Annotated in this window: 12 protein-coding genes; 1 reads left to right on the top strand and 11 read right to left on the bottom strand. The window is 69.2% G+C overall.

The features are described from left to right. Positions 1-493: 493 nt before the first annotated feature. Complete coding sequence (locus OG798_RS20815) at positions 494-1,102, bottom strand: TetR/AcrR family transcriptional regulator (protein ID WP_257016813.1); 609 nt, start codon at positions 1,100-1,102, stop codon at positions 494-496. Between the two features lie 129 nt (positions 1,103-1,231). Here OG798_RS20815 and OG798_RS20820 point away from each other — a divergent pair, with 129 nt between their 5' ends. Further along, positions 1,232-1,993, top strand: coding sequence for an SDR family NAD(P)-dependent oxidoreductase (locus tag OG798_RS20820; RefSeq protein WP_097225955.1), 762 nt, complete (start codon positions 1,232-1,234; stop codon positions 1,991-1,993). A gap of 465 nt (positions 1,994-2,458) precedes the next feature. Here OG798_RS20820 and OG798_RS20825 read toward each other — a convergent pair whose 3' ends face one another. The 10 genes from OG798_RS20825 to folC all read right to left on the bottom strand — a co-directional run bounded on the left by OG798_RS20825 (position 2,459) and on the right by folC (position 16,413). Continuing rightward, positions 2,459-4,429 (bottom strand): TIGR03960 family B12-binding radical SAM protein, encoded by a 1,971-nt coding sequence (locus tag OG798_RS20825; RefSeq protein ID WP_328757503.1) that lies wholly within the window; start codon positions 4,427-4,429, stop codon positions 2,459-2,461. Between the two features lie 81 nt (positions 4,430-4,510). Next, entirely contained in the window at positions 4,511-6,112 is a 1,602-nt protein-coding gene (locus OG798_RS20830; RefSeq protein ID WP_328757504.1) for a CYTH and CHAD domain-containing protein, read from the bottom strand. An 842-nt stretch (positions 6,113-6,954) separates the two neighbouring features. After that, positions 6,955-8,151, bottom strand: coding sequence for a rod shape-determining protein RodA (rodA, locus tag OG798_RS20835; protein WP_095854694.1), 1,197 nt, complete (start codon positions 8,149-8,151; stop codon positions 6,955-6,957). Then, positions 8,148-10,409 (bottom strand): penicillin-binding protein 2, encoded by a 2,262-nt coding sequence (gene mrdA, locus OG798_RS20840; protein ID WP_097225953.1) that lies wholly within the window; start codon positions 10,407-10,409, stop codon positions 8,148-8,150. The genes rodA and mrdA overlap by 4 nt, the downstream gene beginning before the upstream one ends. Positions 10,410-10,561: 152 nt before the next feature. After that, positions 10,562-11,227, bottom strand: a complete 666-nt coding sequence (mreD, locus tag OG798_RS20845; protein WP_095854692.1) for a rod shape-determining protein MreD — start codon at positions 11,225-11,227, stop codon at positions 10,562-10,564. A 13-nt stretch (positions 11,228-11,240) separates the two neighbouring features. Beyond that, positions 11,241-12,179, bottom strand: a complete 939-nt coding sequence (mreC, locus tag OG798_RS20850; RefSeq protein WP_095854691.1) for a rod shape-determining protein MreC — start codon at positions 12,177-12,179, stop codon at positions 11,241-11,243. A gap of 154 nt (positions 12,180-12,333) precedes the next feature. Beyond that, a complete protein-coding gene (locus OG798_RS20855) occupies positions 12,334-13,353 on the bottom strand; it encodes a rod shape-determining protein (RefSeq protein WP_037747701.1) in 1,020 nt (339 codons plus the stop codon). Between the two features lie 461 nt (positions 13,354-13,814). Beyond that, positions 13,815-14,228, bottom strand: coding sequence for a nucleoside-diphosphate kinase (ndk, locus tag OG798_RS20860; RefSeq protein WP_054231901.1), 414 nt, complete (start codon positions 14,226-14,228; stop codon positions 13,815-13,817). A 284-nt stretch (positions 14,229-14,512) separates the two neighbouring features. Continuing rightward, complete coding sequence (locus tag OG798_RS20865) at positions 14,513-14,866, bottom strand: DUF4233 domain-containing protein (protein WP_095854690.1); 354 nt, start codon at positions 14,864-14,866, stop codon at positions 14,513-14,515. A 5-nt stretch (positions 14,867-14,871) separates the two neighbouring features. After that, the gene (gene folC, locus OG798_RS20870) at positions 14,872-16,413 is read right to left on the bottom strand and encodes a bifunctional tetrahydrofolate synthase/dihydrofolate synthase (protein WP_097225952.1); all 1,542 of its coding nucleotides are present in this window, start codon (positions 16,411-16,413) and stop codon (positions 14,872-14,874) included. Positions 16,414-16,726: the final 313 nt, after the last annotated feature.

A 16,726-nucleotide genomic window follows, 5' to 3' on the forward strand; every position in this document is an offset into this window, starting at 1 on the left:
CCTGCCACAGCCCTCAGCCGCGAAACTCGTCACTCGGTGCCCCAACCATCAACTCAGCGAACCTATGCAGTCACAGCACTAAGGTTCGTGTCCTCGAAGCCACCTCCAGCCAACGTTGGCCCGCGCACCACCACTGCTGTACTCCGCTGCTGTACGGCGACCGCCGTGGCGCGCCCGTGACCTGTGCGTCATGGATGGCCCCCTGAGCCCGCAGCGTGAGCCGGCTGCGGACCGGTGAGGGATGCCACAAATGAGGTCGGCCAGTGGCGCGCGAGCGTCGAGGGGGCTAACGTCGACAGGGAGAACGACCGGTCTTCCTACCTCTGAGGGGATGGCCCCTCGGCCTTCCGGGCGGGGCTGCCTTCATGCAGAGAACTGCTGGTGGGCCCTGGTGCACGTCGAAGAGAGATCAAAGAGTTCCATGAAAGCAACCCGTGCCCCGGCCTGCCTGGGGCCCCGCAGAGGGCCACCGCTTCGCGCGGCCCCACTGGGATCAGCCGTCCGATCGGATGAGCCGGACCGCGTTCAGCAGGGTCTTGTGGGCGGCCGTCGAGTCGTCCAGGTAGCCGGCGGCCATCGCGCCGTCGTACAGCATCAGCAGCGCACCGGCGGCCGACTCCGCGTCGGCGTGGCCGAGCCGCGTGAGCAGGTCCTGGAAGAGGGTGCGGATCCAGTTCCGGTGGGACGTCACCAAGCCACGGACAGGATGGTCGGCGTCCGGGTACTCGGCGGCCGCGTTCATGAACGGCGATCCGCGAAAGTCGCGCTCGCGGGCGTGCTCGGCGATGGCCTCGAAGATCAGGTCGATCGCCTCGGCGGGCGGGTGCCCGGCGGCCAGTGGTTCGGCCACCTCACGGTAGTAGGCGTCCTTGGTCAGCAGGTAGGCCACGACCAGGTCGTCCTTAGAGGCGAAGTGCCGGTAGAAGGTCGCCTTCGTCACCCCGGCCTCGGCGATCAGCCGCTCCACGCCGATCGCGCGGACGCCCTCGTAGTAGAACAGCCGCGACGCGGCCCGGACCAGGCGTTCGCGAGGCGGTAGTTCTCCCTCGGTCTTGGTCTCGCGGCGCGTGCTGTCGGTGCTCTTCTGCCCAGTGCTGCTCACTGCCCCATTGTGCCCTCGGCCCTGCCTCGAGCGGCCTCTACCCCCGAACGGCCCCCACCCATGGGGCCGTCCTCCCCCTATCCCGTACGGCCCGCAGCAGCGTGGCCGTTCATCGAAAGGCTTGAACCCATGAATCGTCGTCTTGAAGGAACCGTCGCCCTGGTCACCGGAGCATCCAGCGGTATCGGCCATGCCACCGCGTTGGAGCTTGCCCGCGAGGGCGCCTCCGTGGCCCTGGTCGGTCGACGCGAAGACCGGCTCACCGACCTCGCCGCGGAAATCACCGGCGCGGGTGGAAAGGCCCTGGTCGTGCCCGCCGACATCGCCACCGCCCAGGCCGCCGCGGAAGCGGTCGAGCGGACCGTCGAGGGCCTGGGCCGTCTGGACACGCTCGTCAACAACGCCGGCCTCATGCTGCTCGGACCCGCCCCCAGCGCAGACCTGAACGACTGGCGGCGCATGATCGACATCAACCTCATGGGCCTGATGTACACCGCCCACGCAGCCGTCCCCCACCTGGTCAAGGCCGCCGCCGAGGAGCCGCGTCAGGTCGCCGACATCGTCAACATCGGCTCGCTCGCCGGCCGCAACGCCTACGCCATGTCCGCCGTGTACAGCGCCACCAAGTTCGGCGTCGGTGCCTTCAGCGAGGCACTGCGTCAGGAACTGGCACGCCAGCACGTCCGCGTGTCCGTCATCGAGCCGGGAAGCGTCGACACCGAACTGCGTACGCACAACCCCGACGTCATCCAGCAGCACATCGTCGCCGCCCTGGGCGACATCGAGCGGCTACAGAGCCAGGACATCGCCGACACCGTCGGCTACATCGTCACCCGCCCCCGGCACGTGGCCGTCGCCGAGCTGCTCGTACGCCCCACCGAGCAGGCCTGAACACCAAGCCCGTGGCCAACTCCGCAGCACACAGGAGAGGCGCGCACTATGTCAGGAACACCATCCCCATGACCCCCTACGCCACCGCTGACGGCAGGCTCGTGACGGGACAGAACCCCTACTCCACCAAGGCAGTCACCGCCAAGATCATCGAGACGCTGCACCACCTTTGACTGGTCAAGGCAGCCGCCGTGCGGGCTACGGCCGCACGCTCCCCGAGCTCGTGGACGATTGCCGTCAAACCCTGTCGTCAACGCAAATGCCAGAGGCCCTGTGGAGTGATCCACAGGGCCTCTGACGTGCTGCGCACTCGGCAGGATTCGAACCTGCAACATTCTGATCCGTAGCCCCCTCCCGTTCATGGAAGGGGGCCCAACTGGTCACTCAGTCACATCGAAGCGTGGACCTGGCCTCAGACCCACTCCCACCAGGGCCTCAATCACCCGATCGAGAGCCTCGCTCACCTCAGTGCGCGTGACCGGTCTCTGCGGGGGCCGGGGCGGCGTTCTTGACCGTCAGCGGCAGCAGCTTCTTGCCCGTCGGGCCGATCTGGATACTCGTATCCATCTGCGGGCAGACGCCGCAATCGAAGCACGGGGTCCAGCGGCAGTCCTCGACCTCCGTCTCGTCGAGGGCGTCCTGCCAGTCCTCCCAGAGCCAGTCCTTGTCGAGGCCGGAGTCGAGGTGGTCCCAGGGAAGGACCTCCTCGTAGGTCTTCTCACGGGTCGTGTACCAGTCGACGTCCACACCGAAGGCGGGGAGGGTCTTCTCGGCGCAGGCCATCCAGCGGTCGTACGAGAAGTGCTCGCGCCAGCCGTCGAAGCGGCCACCGTCCTCGTAAACCGCGCGGATGACGGCGCCGATGCGGCGGTCACCGCGGGAGAGCAGGCCCTCGACGATGCCGGGCTTGCCGTCGTGGTAGCGGAAGCCGATGGAGCGGCCGTACTTCTTGTCGCCGCGGATCTTGTCGCGGAGCTTCTCCAGGCGGGCGTCCGTCTCCTCGGCGGAGAGCTGGGGCGCCCACTGGAAGGGGGTGTGCGGCTTGGGGACGAAGCCGCCGATCGACACCGTGCAGCGGATGTCGTTCTGGCCGGAGACCTTGCGGCCCTCGGCGATCACGTTCATCGCCATGTCGGCGATCTGCAGGACGTCCTCGTCCGTCTCCGTCGGCAGGCCGCACATGAAGTACAGCTTCACCTGGCGCCAGCCGTTGCCGTACGCCGTGGAGACGGTCCGGATGAGGTCCTCCTCCGAGACCATCTTGTTGATGACCTTGCGCATGCGCTCGGAGCCGCCCTCCGGCGCGAAGGTCAGACCGGAGCGCCGGCCGTTCCTCGTCAGCTCGTTCGCCAGGTCGACGTTGAAGGCGTCCACACGGGTCGAGGGGAGGGACAGACCGATCTTGTCCTCCTCGTAGCGGTCCGCCAGGCCCTTGGCGATGTCGCCGATCTCGGAGTGGTCGGCGGAGGAGAGGGACAGCAGGCCGACCTCCTCGAAGCCCGTCGCCTTCAGGCCCTTCTCCACCATCTCGCCGATGCCCGTGATCGAGCGCTCGCGCACCGGGCGGGTGATCATGCCCGCCTGGCAGAAGCGGCAGCCGCGCGTGCAGCCGCGGAAGATCTCGACCGACATGCGCTCGTGGACCGTCTCCGCCAGCGGCACCAGCGGCTGCTTGGGGTACGGCCACTCGTCGAGGTCCATGACCGTGTGCTTGCTGACCCGCCACGGGACGCCCGACTTGTTCGGGACGACTCGGGCGATACGGCCGTCGGGGAGGTACTCGACGTCGTAGAAGGCCGGGATGTAGACGTTGCCCGTCTTCGCGAGGCGGAAGAGGACCTCCTCGCGGCCGCCCGGCCGGCCCTCCGCCTTCCAGGCCCGGATGATGTCGGTCATGTCCAGCACGGCCTGCTCGCCGTCGCCGATGATCGCCGCGTCGATGAAGTCGGCGATCGGCTCGGGGTTGAAGGCCGCGTGGCCGCCGGCCAGGACGATCGGGTCGTCGAGCGTACGGTCCTTGGACTCCAGCGGGATCCCGGCCAGGTCCAGGGCCGTCAGCATGTTCGTGTAGCCCAGCTCCGTGGAGAAGGACAGACCGAAGACGTCGAAGGCCTTCACCGGGCGGTGACTGTCCACCGTGAACTGGGGGACCCGGTGCTCGCGCATCAGCTCCTCCAGGTCCGGCCAGACGCTGTACGTGCGCTCGGCGAGGACGCCCTCACGCTCGTTCAGTACCTCGTAAAGGATCATGACGCCCTGGTTGGGCAGCCCGACCTCGTACGCGTCCGGGTACATCAGCGCCCAGCGGACGTCACAGGCGTCCCAGGGCTTGACCGTGGAGTTGAGCTCTCCGCCGACGTACTGGATCGGCTTCTGCACATGCGGGAGCAGAGCTTCGAGCTGTGAAAACACCGATACAGCGGCTTCGGCAGGCATCTCGCGAACCTTCGTGAGCTGGGAGGTACTGACAGGGTTGACCATCCAGCGTAACGCGGCCGGAGCCGGCCCCCGTACGCCTCAGACGGCACCCTGGCCCTCGATCGCCTCCCACTCCCCCGGCAGCGTCGCCTCCACCGCCGCCGCGCGCTGCTCCGCGCGGCCGTACAGCACCCCGTACGTGAACGCGTTCTCGCCCGCCTCGTGCGCCTCGGTCGCCAGCTCCCGCAGGGCCTCGCGGACCATCACGCTGTCCTGGTGGTCGCCCAGCAGCGTCTGCAGGGACTTCATCGACTTGACCAGGTCGGCGGCGGGTTCACCGAGGGCGGGGGTGGCCGCCTCGGCCGCGTAGCGCGTGCGCTTGGCCTTCTTGCGGGCGTCGTGCATCGCGAGGTCGCGCTCGGAGCCGGGCGGCAGTTCCAGGGCCTCGCCGACCAGGTCGGCGACCTTCTTGAAGTCCTTCCGTACGGCCTTGGCGATCACCTTCTCGGGCTTCTTCGAGGCCGCCTCCTGCAGGGGCGGCCTGGCCACCAGGGTGTCCAGCGTCGTCAGCAGGTCCAGGTAGCGCTTGCCGTCCAGTACGGCGATCAGGTGCTGCCGGGAGCCGGAGCGGCGGGCTCCCGACCAGGTGTCCAGGCGGGCCTGGACGGGGCCCGTGACCAGGTCGGACGGGAGGTCGTCGAGCGCCGCCGTCAGGTGCTCGGTGAGGACCTCCTGGTCGCGGTCGACACCCAGCTCGGCGGCGAGCCACTTCAGCTCGATGCCGATCGGGTCGGTGACGGTGCGGTCGAGGATCTTGCCGTACGAGCGGAAGGTGCTGCGGAGGCGGCGGGTGGCGACGCGCATACGGTGCACGGAGTCGGGCACGTCGCGGCGGACGGCGGGGTCCAGCTCGACGATCGCGTCGCGCTGCTCGCGGACGTAGGTGAGGATGTGGTCGCCGGCGGTGTGCGGGGGCGAATCGGGGGGTTCGGGCTTCGCGGCCGTCGTCGTCGTCTTCGACACGTCAGCGACCTTGTCTGCCTTCCCCTCCTTGCCTGCCTTCTCCGACTTGCCTGCCTTCGCCGGCTTGCGGGGGGCCGTGTCGTCGAGTGCCTTGGCCAGTTTGGACGCGGAGGCGGAGCGTTTGATGCCCGCCTTGCGGAGCTTCTTCTCGACCTTGTCGAGGAAGGCCGGATCGCCGTCGTCGGCGAGTTCGACCTCGATCTCGGTCCATTCCGCGCTGCCCGCGCCGCCGCTGAGGCGCTCCGCGCGGACGCGGTCGACGCTGACCTCGGCGAGGAGGGTGCCGGAGGCGTCGACGAGGTGGCGGATGTCGCGGGCCGACAGGAGACGTACGACGGGGACCAGTTCGGCGTCGCGGATGCGGGAGCGGACGAGGGCGGTCAGGTCTTCGGGGACGGTGTCGGAGAGCGGGGCGCGGATTTCGTCGCGGACGCCCTCGGAGACGGGGAGTTTGAGGTGCCAGCCCGCGTCGTCGCCGCCGGTGCGGCGGCGGAGGGTGAGGGAGGCGGTGGCGAGCCGCTGGTCGGCCGTGTCGTAGTAGGTGGCGTCCAGTTCGGCCACGCCCTTGTCGATGACGCCCGAGACTCCCGGGACGTCGGTCAGGTCCGGGAGTGGCGCGTCGCTGCCGGCCGGGGGACCCTCGTACTTTCGCTCGATTTCGCGCTTGGTGTCCGCCATGAACTGAATCTAGTGGCTGTCGAGCCGGGATGGCAGTACCAGCCCCATCCAGGACCTCCGGGAACGACCGGATCTCGCCCCCGCCGCCCCTACCCGTCCCATCCCCAGGGGCTCCGCCCCTTCAACCCCACCGGGGGCTACGCCCCCTGAACCCCCACGGGGCTGCCGCCCCTGCACCCCGCCATGGGCTGCACCCCTTGGACCCCGCAGGCCTCCGCCCCTGCACCCCACCGGGGGCCGCTGCCCCCTACCTCCCCCCGACAGGGCTCTGCCCCGCGCCTCATCGGGGGCTGCTGCCCCCCTGAGATCCCGCAGGGCTCTGCCCTAGCGCCCCACTGGGGGCTGCCGCCCCCTACACCCCCGCAGGGCTCCGCCGTTGGACCCCGACGGGCCTGCGGCCCCGACCCCCGCCGGGGCTGCGCCCCAGACCCCTGCCCGGGCGGGTGGGATGGGCGGGACGGGGCGGGGCGGGGTAAGTAGGGCACGGCCTGAACGGCCTCGTCCTCAAACGCCGAACGGGCTGAAAGATGCGCGCCGGGGTGAGTGGGTAGGACGTGGGGGGCACGGCCTTGTGGGTGGAGAGACGGCCGCCTCGTCCTCAAACGCCGGACGCGCGAGGTGAGCTGAGGGCGGGACTGAATCGGGCACGCCCTTCCGAACACCGGACGCCCAAGGCTTTTAGGGGCGCGAGGAACTGCGCGACCAGCCCCCACCGGACCGCACCCGAAAAACCAACCGGGGCCAGGGGCGAAGCCCCGGCTCAGGGGCGCGAGGAACTGCGCGACCAGCCCCCACCAGACCGCACCCGAAGACGCACCCCCTCCCGCCCAACCGCCGGAGGCCTACGCCGACATGGGGCGTTGGACTCTGATCGACTGCAACAACCCCACCGCCACCCACACCGCGAACATCGACGAGCCACCGTAGGAGACGAAGGGCAGGGGGAGGCCCGCGACCGGCATGATGCCCAGGGTCATGCCGATGTTCTCGAAGGCCTGGAAGGCGAACCAGGCGATGATGCCGGCGGCGACGATCGTGCCGTACAGCTCGGTGGTCTCGCGGGCGATGCGGCAGGCCCGCCACAGCACGACGCCCAGCAGGAGCAGGATCAGGCCCGCGCCCACGAAGCCCAGTTCCTCGCCCGCGACCGTGAAGACGAAGTCTGTCTGTTGTTCCGGGACGAACTGGCCCGTGGTCTGGGAGCCGTGGCCCAGGCCCGTGCCGAAGAGGCCGCCGGAGCCGATGGCGATACGGGCCTGGTTGGTGTTGTAGCCGACGCCCGCCGGGTCGAGGTCGGGGTTGGCGAAGGCGGCGAAGCGGTTGATCTGGTACTCGTCGAGGATCTTGAGCTGCCAGATCGCCACCGCGCCCAGCGCACCGGCACCGAGCAGACCGAACACCCAGCGGTTGGAGGCGCCGGAGGCGAGCAGCACGCCGAGCACGATGATGACCGCGACCATGATCGTGCCCAGGTCGGGCATGAGCAGCACGATCATCATCGGGACGGCCGCGAGGCCCAACGCCTGCAGCACCGTGCGGTGGTCGGGGTACTGCTTGTCGCCCGCGTCCACCCGGGTGGCCAGCAGCATCGCCATGCCCAGAATGATCGTGATCTTGGTGAACTCGGCGGGCTGGAGCGACAGACCGCCCGCGACGAGCCAGTTGCGCTGGCCGTTGATCGTCGCGCCGAGCGGGGTCAGCACCAGCAGGATCATGAAGACCGAGAGGCCGTACAGGATCGGGACCGCCGTGCGCAGGGTGCGGTGACCCAGCCAGATCGTGCCGACCATCAGGCCGAACCCGATGCCGGTGTTCATGAGGTGGCGGATGAGGAAGTAGTAGGGGTCGCCCTGGTTGATCTCGGTGCGGTTGCGGGTCGCCGAGTAGACGAGGGCCGAGCCGATCAGGGACAGCGCGAGGGCCGAGAGCAGTATCGGCCAGTCGAGGCGGCGGGCCAGGGAGTCACGGGCGAGCAGCCGTGACAGCCCGCCGCGGGCGGGGCCGTAGCCGGAGACGGAGAAGTTGTTCGCTCCGGTCATGTCAGGATCCTCGTCCCCCGCCGCTTCTTCGGACGGTCCGTACGCCTTCGGGTGTTGCGGTTACTGGCCGTCGGGGACGGCGTGGTGCCCGCGGGCAGCTGCTGGTCGGTGGCCCCGGGCGAGGGCGACTCGCTGGCCTGGAGGTCCTTGACCGGGTCCTTGGAGATCTCCGGGGTGTCGATCGAACCGTCCGTCTGGATCTTCGGAAGACCCTTCTGGGGGGTGGGGAGGAGCGCCTTCGACTTGTCGATGGAACCGTCGGCCTGGACGCCGTACAGCGCGTTGTAGATGTTGCGCACGGCCTCACCGGAGGCGCCGGAACCCGTACCGGCCTGGGCGATGGTCATGACGACCGTGTAGTCCTTGGTGTACGTGGCGAACCAGGACGTGGTCTGCTTGCCGTAGACCTCGGCGGTACCGGTCTTGGCGTGCAGCGCGATCTTGTCCTGCGGCCAGCCGCCGAACTTCCAGGCGGCGGTACCACGGGTGACGACGCCTTCGAGGGCCGAGTCCATGCCCTTGAGCGTGGCCTTGCTGATCGGCAGCTTGCCCTTGACCTTGGGCTTGATCTCCTGGACGGTCTTGCCGTCGGCGCTGACGATCGCCTTGCCGATGGTCGGCGTGTGGATGGTGCCGCCGTTGGCGAGCGCCCCGTAGATCATGGCCTCCTGGATCGGGGTGACGAGGGTGTCGCCCTGACCGATGGAGTAGTTGATCTCGTCACCCTCGCGCATCTTGTTGCCCTCGAGGCAGTTCTCGTACGCGATCTTCTGGACGTAGTCGCCGTCCTTCTTACCGGTCTTGCACCAGACGTCCTTGTTGGCCTTCCAGTAGCTCTGCTTCCACTGGCGGTCCGGGACGCGGCCGGTGACCTCGTTGGGCAGGTCGACGCCGGTCTCCTTGCCGAGGCCGAACTGGTGGGCGGCCTTGAAGAAGTAGTCCTTCGGCTCCCCCTTCTTGGGGTTGATGCCGCCGTCCTTCTTCCACTCGTTGTCCGCGAGGCCGTAGAAGACGGTGTCGCAGGAGACCTCCAGGGCCCGGCCGAGCGAGATGGGGCCGAAGTTCTCGCCCTCGAAGTTCTTGAAGACCTGGCCGCCCACCGAATACGAACTGGTGCAGGGGTAGCCGCCGTCCCACTCGTAGCCGGCCTCGACCGCGGCGGCCGTGGAGACCACCTTGAAGGTCGAACCGGGCGCGGACTGACCCTGTATGGCCCTGTTGAGCAGCGGGTAGTCGGAGTTCTTTCCGGTGAGGGCCTTGTAGTCCTTGGCGGAGATGCCGCCGACCCAGGCGTTCGGGTCGTATGTCGGGGCGGACGCCATGGAGACGATCCGGCCGGTCTTGGCCTCCATCACCACGACGGCGCCCGAGTCGGCCTTGTAGTTCTCGCCGGTGATCTTGTCGAACTGCTGGCGGGCGGTCTTCATCGCCGTGTCCAGCTCGTACTCGGCGACCCGCTGGACGCGGGAGTCGATGCTGGTGACGAGGTTGGAGCCGGACTGGGCCGCGTCGCTCTTGGCCTTGCCGATCACGCGGCCGAGGTTGTCGACCTCGTAACGGGTGACGCCGGCCTTGCCGCGCAACTCCTTGTCGTACTGGCGCTCTAGGCCGGAGCGGCCGACCTGGTCGGAACGGAGGTAGGGCGAGCTGCTGTCCTTGGCCTGGGTGATCTCGGCGTCCGTGACGGGCGAGAGATAGCCGAGGACCTGAGCGGTGTTGGCCTTGCCGGGGGCGGCGTAGCGGCGTACGGCCTCGGGCTCGGCGCTGATGCCGGGAAAGTCCTCGGAGCGCTCACGGATCTGCAGGGCCTGCTTGGCGGTGGCCTCGTCGGTGATGGGGATGGGCTGGTACGGGGAGCCGTTCCAGCAGGGCTGCGGCGTCTTCGCGTCACACAGCCGGACCTTCTGGATGACGTCCTCGGGCTTCATGTCCAGCACGCCGGCCAGCTTCGTCAGAACCGCCTTGCCGTCGTCCTTCATCTTCATCAGGTCGGTGCGCGAGGCGGAGACCACGAGCCGGGTCTCGTTGTCGGCGATCGGCACCCCACGCGCGTCGAGGATCGAGCCGCGTACGGCGGGCTGGACGACCTGCTGGACGTGGTTGCCGGAGGCTTCCTTGGCGTACTCCTGGCCGTTGCGGATCTGGAGGTACCAGAGGCGGCCGCCGAGGGTGCCGAGGAGGGAGAGGACGAGGATCTGGATGACGACGAGTCGGATCTGTACCCGTGGGGTCCTGCCGGTCTCGGGAATGTTGGTCACTGGTGCTGCCTCCCCCTCTCAGAGTGGGTACGGGACACGGGCGCGCGAGCCGTGTGCGTACGGGGCGCCACATGCGTGCGAGTCATACGAGTCATACGAGTACACGGCGAACCTGGGGGCCTTGACCCCGGGGTCGGGCAACTGGCGTGTGCTCACAGACGCTTGACCCCCTTGATGCGCCCCGCGCGGGCGACGCGCGCCCGGGCGGCCTTGACCCGGTGGCCGCGCTGGCTGCCGATGCGCAGGCCGGTGCCGGAGGCCAGCCAGCCCGAGGAGACGTTGGCGGCCTTGGGGCTGTTGGAATCGCCGAGCGGATTGCCCTCGGAGCGCCGGGCCAGGGCCATCAGTCCCGGGACCACGAACGGCGCGAGCAGCAGGTCGTACAGGGCGGCCGTGAACAGCAGGCTGCCCAGGCCCACATGGCGGGCGGCGGTGTCACCGACGAGGGCGCCGACACCGGCGTACAGCAGGGTGGAGCCGACCGCGGCGGCGACGACCACGGCCATCGGCCCGGTCGCCGACTTGAGCTGGCCGTTCTCCGGCTTCGCCAGCCCCGCGAGATAGCCGATGACGCACAGCACGAGGGCGTAGCGCCCGGCGGCGTGGTCGGCGGGCGGGGCGAGGTCGGCGAGCAGGCCGGCGGCGAAGCCGATGAGGGCGCCGCCGACATGGCCGTAGACCATGGCGAGGGCCAGCACGGTGAGCAGGACGAGGTCCGGGACGGCACCCGGGAGATGAAGACGGGCGAGGACACTCACCTGGATCACCAGGGCCACCACCACCAGGGTGGCGGAGATCAGCATCCGATTGAAACGCATGGGGATTCAGCTCCTACGGCGTCTGGCCGGTGACGGGCTCGGACGCCGAGGGGGTGACCGTCACGGTCACGGTCGGCGTGGGCGTCGGTTTGGGCTTGGCCGGCAGCACCGTGTCGCGAGGGTCCTTGCGGGGGGCCTCTACGACGACGCCGACGATGTCGAGCTTCGAGAACGCGACGTACGGCGTGACGTAGATCGTGCGGGTCAGGTCGCCGCCCGACGGGTCGACACGGGAGACCACGCCGACCGGGACGCCGGGCACGAAGGGCTTGTCGGCCTGCGAGCCGAAGGTGACCAGCCGGTCCCCCTTCTTGATCTTCGCCTTGCCGTTGAGCATCTCCACCCGCAGCGGGCGGTCGCCCTGACCGGAGGCGAAGCCGAGCTCGTCGCTGGACTCCATCCGCGTACCGACGGTGAAATCGGGGTCGTTGGCGAGCAGCACGGTGGCGGTGTCCGGACCGACGGTGGTCACGCGGCCGACGAGTCCGTCGCCGTTCAGGACCGTCATGTCGCGCTGGATGCCGTCGTTGCTGCCGACGTCGATGGTCACGGTCCAGGAGAAGCCCTGGGCGGCTCCTATGGCGATGACCTCGGCGCCCTTGATGCCGTACTGCCCGGCGCCGGCCGTCTTCAGCATCTTGTCGAGCTGGTTCAGACGGCTGCGATTGCGGTCGTCACTGCCGAGCTTGGCCTTCAGCGCCGTGTTGTCGTGCTCGAGTTGGGCGATGCGATCGTGTCGGCTGTCCGAGTCGCGGACCGCGGCGATCGCGTTGCCGACGGGGTCGACCGCGGAGGACACCCCGTTCTCGATCGGGCCGAAGACCGTCGCGGCGGCTTGGCGGGCACCCTGGACCGGTGAGTCCTGTCCACCACGGATGTCCACCGTGATCAAAGCGAACGCGATGGCGATCAGCAGCACCAGGAGCAGCCGGCTCTCTCGTGTGTCCCTCACGTGCGGCGGCCGTGCCTTCCTCGTCGGTGTCAACAGGAACGCACCCCGAGCGAGTGCTGACGCCCAAGGGTGTTATGGGGGAGCTTATGCCTCGATATCAACGATCCGCCGTACGAGAGGCGATCATCCCGTACGGCGGAATCGAAGAGTTGCCTCATCTGCGCGGCTGGGCGTCAAGAACCTGCTGGAGCGCCTCGAATTCCTCGACGCACTTGCCGGATCCGAGCGCCACGCTGTCCAGCGGATCCTCGGCGATGTGGATCGGCATACCGGTCTCGCGACGCAGGCGTTCGTCGAGCCCGCGCAGCAGCGCCCCGCCGCCCGTCAGAACGATTCCGCGGTCCATCACGTCACCCGACAGCTCCGGCGGGCACTTGTCGAGCGTCGTCTTCACGGCGTCGACGATCGCGTTGACCGGTTCCTCGATCGCCTTGCGGACCTCGGCCGCGGAGATGACAACGGTCTTGGGCAGCCCGGAAACGAGGTCCCGGCCCCGGATTTCGGTGTGCTCGTCGTTGTCCAGGTCGTACGCCGAACCGATCGTGATCTTGATCTGTTCGGCGGTGCGCTCACCGAGGAGGAGGCTGTACTCCTTCTTGATGTGTTGGATGATCGCGTTGTCCAACTCGTCGCCCGCGACGCGGATGGACTGGGCGGTGACGATGCCGCCGAGCGAGATGACCGCGACCTCCGTGGTGCCGCCGCCGATGTCCACCACCATGTTGCCCGTGGCCTCGTGGACCGGCAGGCCGGAGCCGATGGCCGCGGCCATGGGCTCCTCGATGATGTGCACCTGGCGGGCGCCGGCCTGGGACGACGCCTCGATGACGGCACGGCGCTCGACACCCGTGATGCCCGAGGGCACGCAGACGACGACACGGGGACGGGCGAGATAACGCCGCTTGTGGATCTTCAGGATGAAGTAGCGGAGCATGCGCTCGGTGATCTCGAAGTCGGCGATGACACCGTCCTTCAGCGGGCGCACGGCAACGATGTTGCCGGGGGTCCGCCCGATCATCTTCTTCGCCTCCGCGCCGACCGCGAGGATGCCACCGGTGTTGGTGTTGATCGCGACGACGGACGGCTCGTTGAGTACGATCCCGCGACCCCTGACGTACACCAGCGTGTTGGCGGTCCCGAGGTCGACAGCCATGTCACGGCCGATGAACGACATTGAGTTCCCCATCAGGATTCGTCTGGCCTTCCCAAGTGGAGCTTTGACGGCTTTTTAGGAACGGCGAGGTGGGTGCAGTGACGTGAAGGTCTCCATCGTAGACGCGCCTGCACGAACACTGCGCGAGGGTCTTCGCCATTGTCAGCATGCGTGGCGTCGCCCCGCTTGTGGAGACGACCCAACGGGGGCACGCGTTCCCCCGATCGGCACGCATATGCCGCGGGACGGCCGGAATTTCCACGGCCGTCCCTGGTCGGACATCAGGCTGGGGACGCAAGTCCTTTACAAGCCTTTGCAAGCCGTTATCAGAACATCTTGGAATCGTGATGTCTGTGCGGGTCTGCCGCGACCTGGACGCGACTTGGACCTGACGTGCAACTGACTGGGACCTGACTCGGAGGCGACTTGGAGGCGGCTCGGCGGCGACTTGGGCGCAGCTCGGACGCGACTACGAGGAGGGGTCAGACGCGGCCGGGGAAGAAGATCTTCAACTCGCGCTCGGCGGACTCCTCGGAGTCGGAGGCGTGGATCAGGTTCTCGCGGACGATCACACCGTAGTCGCCGCGGATGGAACCGGGGGCGGCGGCGATGGGGTCGGTGGGGCCGGCGAGCGCGCGCACGCCCTCGATGACCCGCTCGCCCTCGACGACCAGCGCCACGACGGGGCCGGACGCCATGAACTCCACCAGCGGCTCGTAGAACGGCTTGCCCTTGTGCTCGCCGTAGTGCTGTTCCAGCGTGTCCTGGTCCAGTGTGCGCAGCTCCAGCGCGGTGATCTGCCAGCCGGCCTTGCGCTCGATACGGCTGATGATCTCGCCGGTCAGGCCGCGACGGACGGCGTCGGGCTTGAGGAGGACGAGGGTGCGCTGGCTCACGGTGGTGGCTCCTTCGGGTCACAAGTGTGCGGGTGACCGAGGCTACAGGGCGTGTCTGGGTGGGTGTTACGCAGAGTCAGGTGGACGGGGGCGTCCGGGGTTCTTCGACTGCGGGCGAGCGGGGGCTGACCGCGCAGTTCCCCGCGCCCCCAAGACCGGGGCTACGCCCCGGATCACTCGGCTGCGGGCCCGGTGGGGGTTGCTCGCGCAGTTCCTCGCGCCCCTGAAAACCGGGGGCGCAGCCCCTGGGACGGGACGGGTAGGGGCTGCGGGGGCGAAAAACCCTACGCCGGGTTCCCGCCCGTCTCCGCCTGCGCAGCGAACCTCGCCTTGGCCTCGTCGATCTTCCGCCCGTAGTGCACCGAGGCCCACCACAGCGCGGCGAAGATCGCCCCCAGGAAGAACATCGACCCCACGACGAACCCGCTGGCGATCAGCGCGATCTGCAGGGCCCAGCCGAGCTGGACACCTCCGGGCCGGGTGATCATCCCGCAGAGCAGCACACTCACCGCCATGAAGATCCCGCTGACCGTCCACACCGTGGCCATGGACAGATCGGGATCCTTCATGGCGACGAGCCCGGCGAAGCCGATGACGAAGAACTCGCCGATCAGGGTGGAAGCACAGAGCGTACGCACAGCGGTCAGCCCCTCCTCAGGAGCAGTCGGGCCTCGCCGACGGTGATGACGGAGCCGGTCACGAGAACGCCGCCGCCCGCGTACTCGCCCTCCTCCTCGGCCAGCGTGATCGCCGCCTCGATCGCGTCGTCGAGCCGCGGCTCCACCTGCACCCGCTCGTCGCCGAAGATCTCGACGGCGATCCCGGCGAGCTCGTCGGCGTCCATCGCGCGATGGCTGGAGTTCTGGGTGATCACGACCTCGGCGAAGATCGGCTCGAAGGCCTCGAGCAGCCCCTGTACGTTCTTGTCGCCGCTCGCACCGACGACCCCGATCAGCCGGCTGAAGTCGAAGGCCTCGCCCACGGCCTCGGCGGTGGCACGGGCGCCCGCCGGGTTGTGCGCGGCGTCCAGGACGACGGTCGGCGAGCGCCGTACGACCTCGAGGCGGCCCGGCGAGGTGACGGAGGCGAAGGCCTTCCGCACGGTGTCGATGTCGAGCCGCTGGGCGTGCGTCGCGCCGACGCCGAAGAACGCCTCGACCGCGGCGAGCGCCACGGCGGCGTTGTGCGCCTGGTAGGGGCCGTGCAGCGGCAGGAAGATCTCCTCGTACTCCCCGCCGAGCCCGCGCAGTGTGACGAGCTGCCCGCCGACGGCCACCTGCCGGGCGACGACCCCGAACTCCAGGCCCTCCCGGGCCACGGTCGCGTCGACGTCCACGGCCTTCTTCAGCAGCACCTGAGCGGCGTCCACCGGCTGCTGCGCCAGGATCACCGTCGCGTCCTGCTTGATGATGCCGGCCTTCTCGGTGGCGATCTCGCCGGGCGTCTCGCCGAGCCGGTCGGTGTGGTCGAGGTCGATGGGGGTGACGACGGCGACGTCCCCGTCGATCACGTTGGTGGCGTCCCAGCTGCCGCCCATGCCGACCTCGACGACGGCGACGTCGACGGGGCTGTCCGCGAAGGCGGCGTACGCCATGCCGGTGAGCACCTCGAAGAACGACAGCCGGTACTCCTGCTGGCCGTCGACCATCTCGATGTACGGCTTGATGTCGTTGTACGTCTCGATGAACCGCTCGGCGGAGATCGGGGCGCCGTCGAGGCTGATCCGCTCGGTGATCGACTGGACGTGGGGGCTGGTGTACCGGCCGGTGCGCAGGTCGAAGGCGCCGAGGAGGGACTCGATCATGCGGGCGGTGGAGGTCTTGCCGTTCGTGCCCGTGATGTGGATCGAGGGGTACGCGCGCTGGGGCTCGCCCAGGACGTCCATCAGCGCGGCGATCCGGCTGACGGAGGGCTCCAGCTTGGTCTCGCCCCAGCGGCTGGCGAGCTCGGCCTCCACCTCGCGCAGCGCCTTGTCAACCTCGGGGTCGGCCGGGCGCGCGGGTACGTCGGCCTGGCGGCCCGCGTCGGCGCCCTGGGTGCGCAGGGTGCGGCTGCCGGCCTCGATCACCGCGAGGTCGGGGTCGCGGTCGGTCTCGGCCGCGATGATCTCGTCGAAGAGACCGTGCGGGTCGCTGGGGTCCGGCTCGTCCGGCTCGCTGCTGTCGTGCGGGGGGAGCTCACTCACGCTGCCAGTCTACGGAGCCGAGCCCGCCCCGGGTCTCTCGCCCCCGCCGCCCCTACCCGTCCCATCCCCGGGGCTCCGCCCCCAGCCCCCGGGTGAGTTCTTCGGCTGCGGGCCGGTGGGGGCCGGTCGCGCAGTTCCCCGCGCCCCTAAAAGCTGGGGCACTGGGGCGCAGCCCCGTGCCCCAGGGGCGCGGGGAACTGCGCGCCAAGCCCCCACCGGCCCGCAGTCGAACAAATCCGGGTGGGCGGGGGATGCGGGGCGAAGCCCGCCTCAGGGGCGCGGGGAACTGCGCGGCCGGCCCCCACCCACCCGC

The organism is Streptomyces sp. NBC_00271 (genome assembly GCF_036178845.1).
Classification (GTDB): domain Bacteria; phylum Actinomycetota; class Actinomycetes; order Streptomycetales; family Streptomycetaceae; genus Streptomyces.

What these genes read in the sequence shown, in the direction of transcription:
- OG798_RS20825 (WP_328757503.1), bottom strand. Translation starts at nt 4,429, where the DNA reads ATGCCTGCCGAAGCCGCTGTATCGGTGTTTTCACAGCTCGAAGCTCTG.
- rodA (WP_095854694.1), bottom strand. Translation starts at nt 8,151, where the DNA reads ATGACCGGAGCGAACAACTTCTCCGTCTCCGGCTACGGCCCCGCCCGC.
- OG798_RS20855 (WP_037747701.1), bottom strand. Translation starts at nt 13,353, where the DNA reads ATGTCGTTCATCGGCCGTGACATGGCTGTCGACCTCGGGACCGCCAAC.
- mreD (WP_095854692.1), bottom strand. Translation starts at nt 11,227, where the DNA reads ATGCGTTTCAATCGGATGCTGATCTCCGCCACCCTGGTGGTGGTGGCC.
- OG798_RS20830 (WP_328757504.1), bottom strand. Translation starts at nt 6,112, where the DNA reads ATGGCGGACACCAAGCGCGAAATCGAGCGAAAGTACGAGGGTCCCCCG.
- OG798_RS20820 (WP_097225955.1), top strand. Translation starts at nt 1,232, where the DNA reads ATGAATCGTCGTCTTGAAGGAACCGTCGCCCTGGTCACCGGAGCATCC.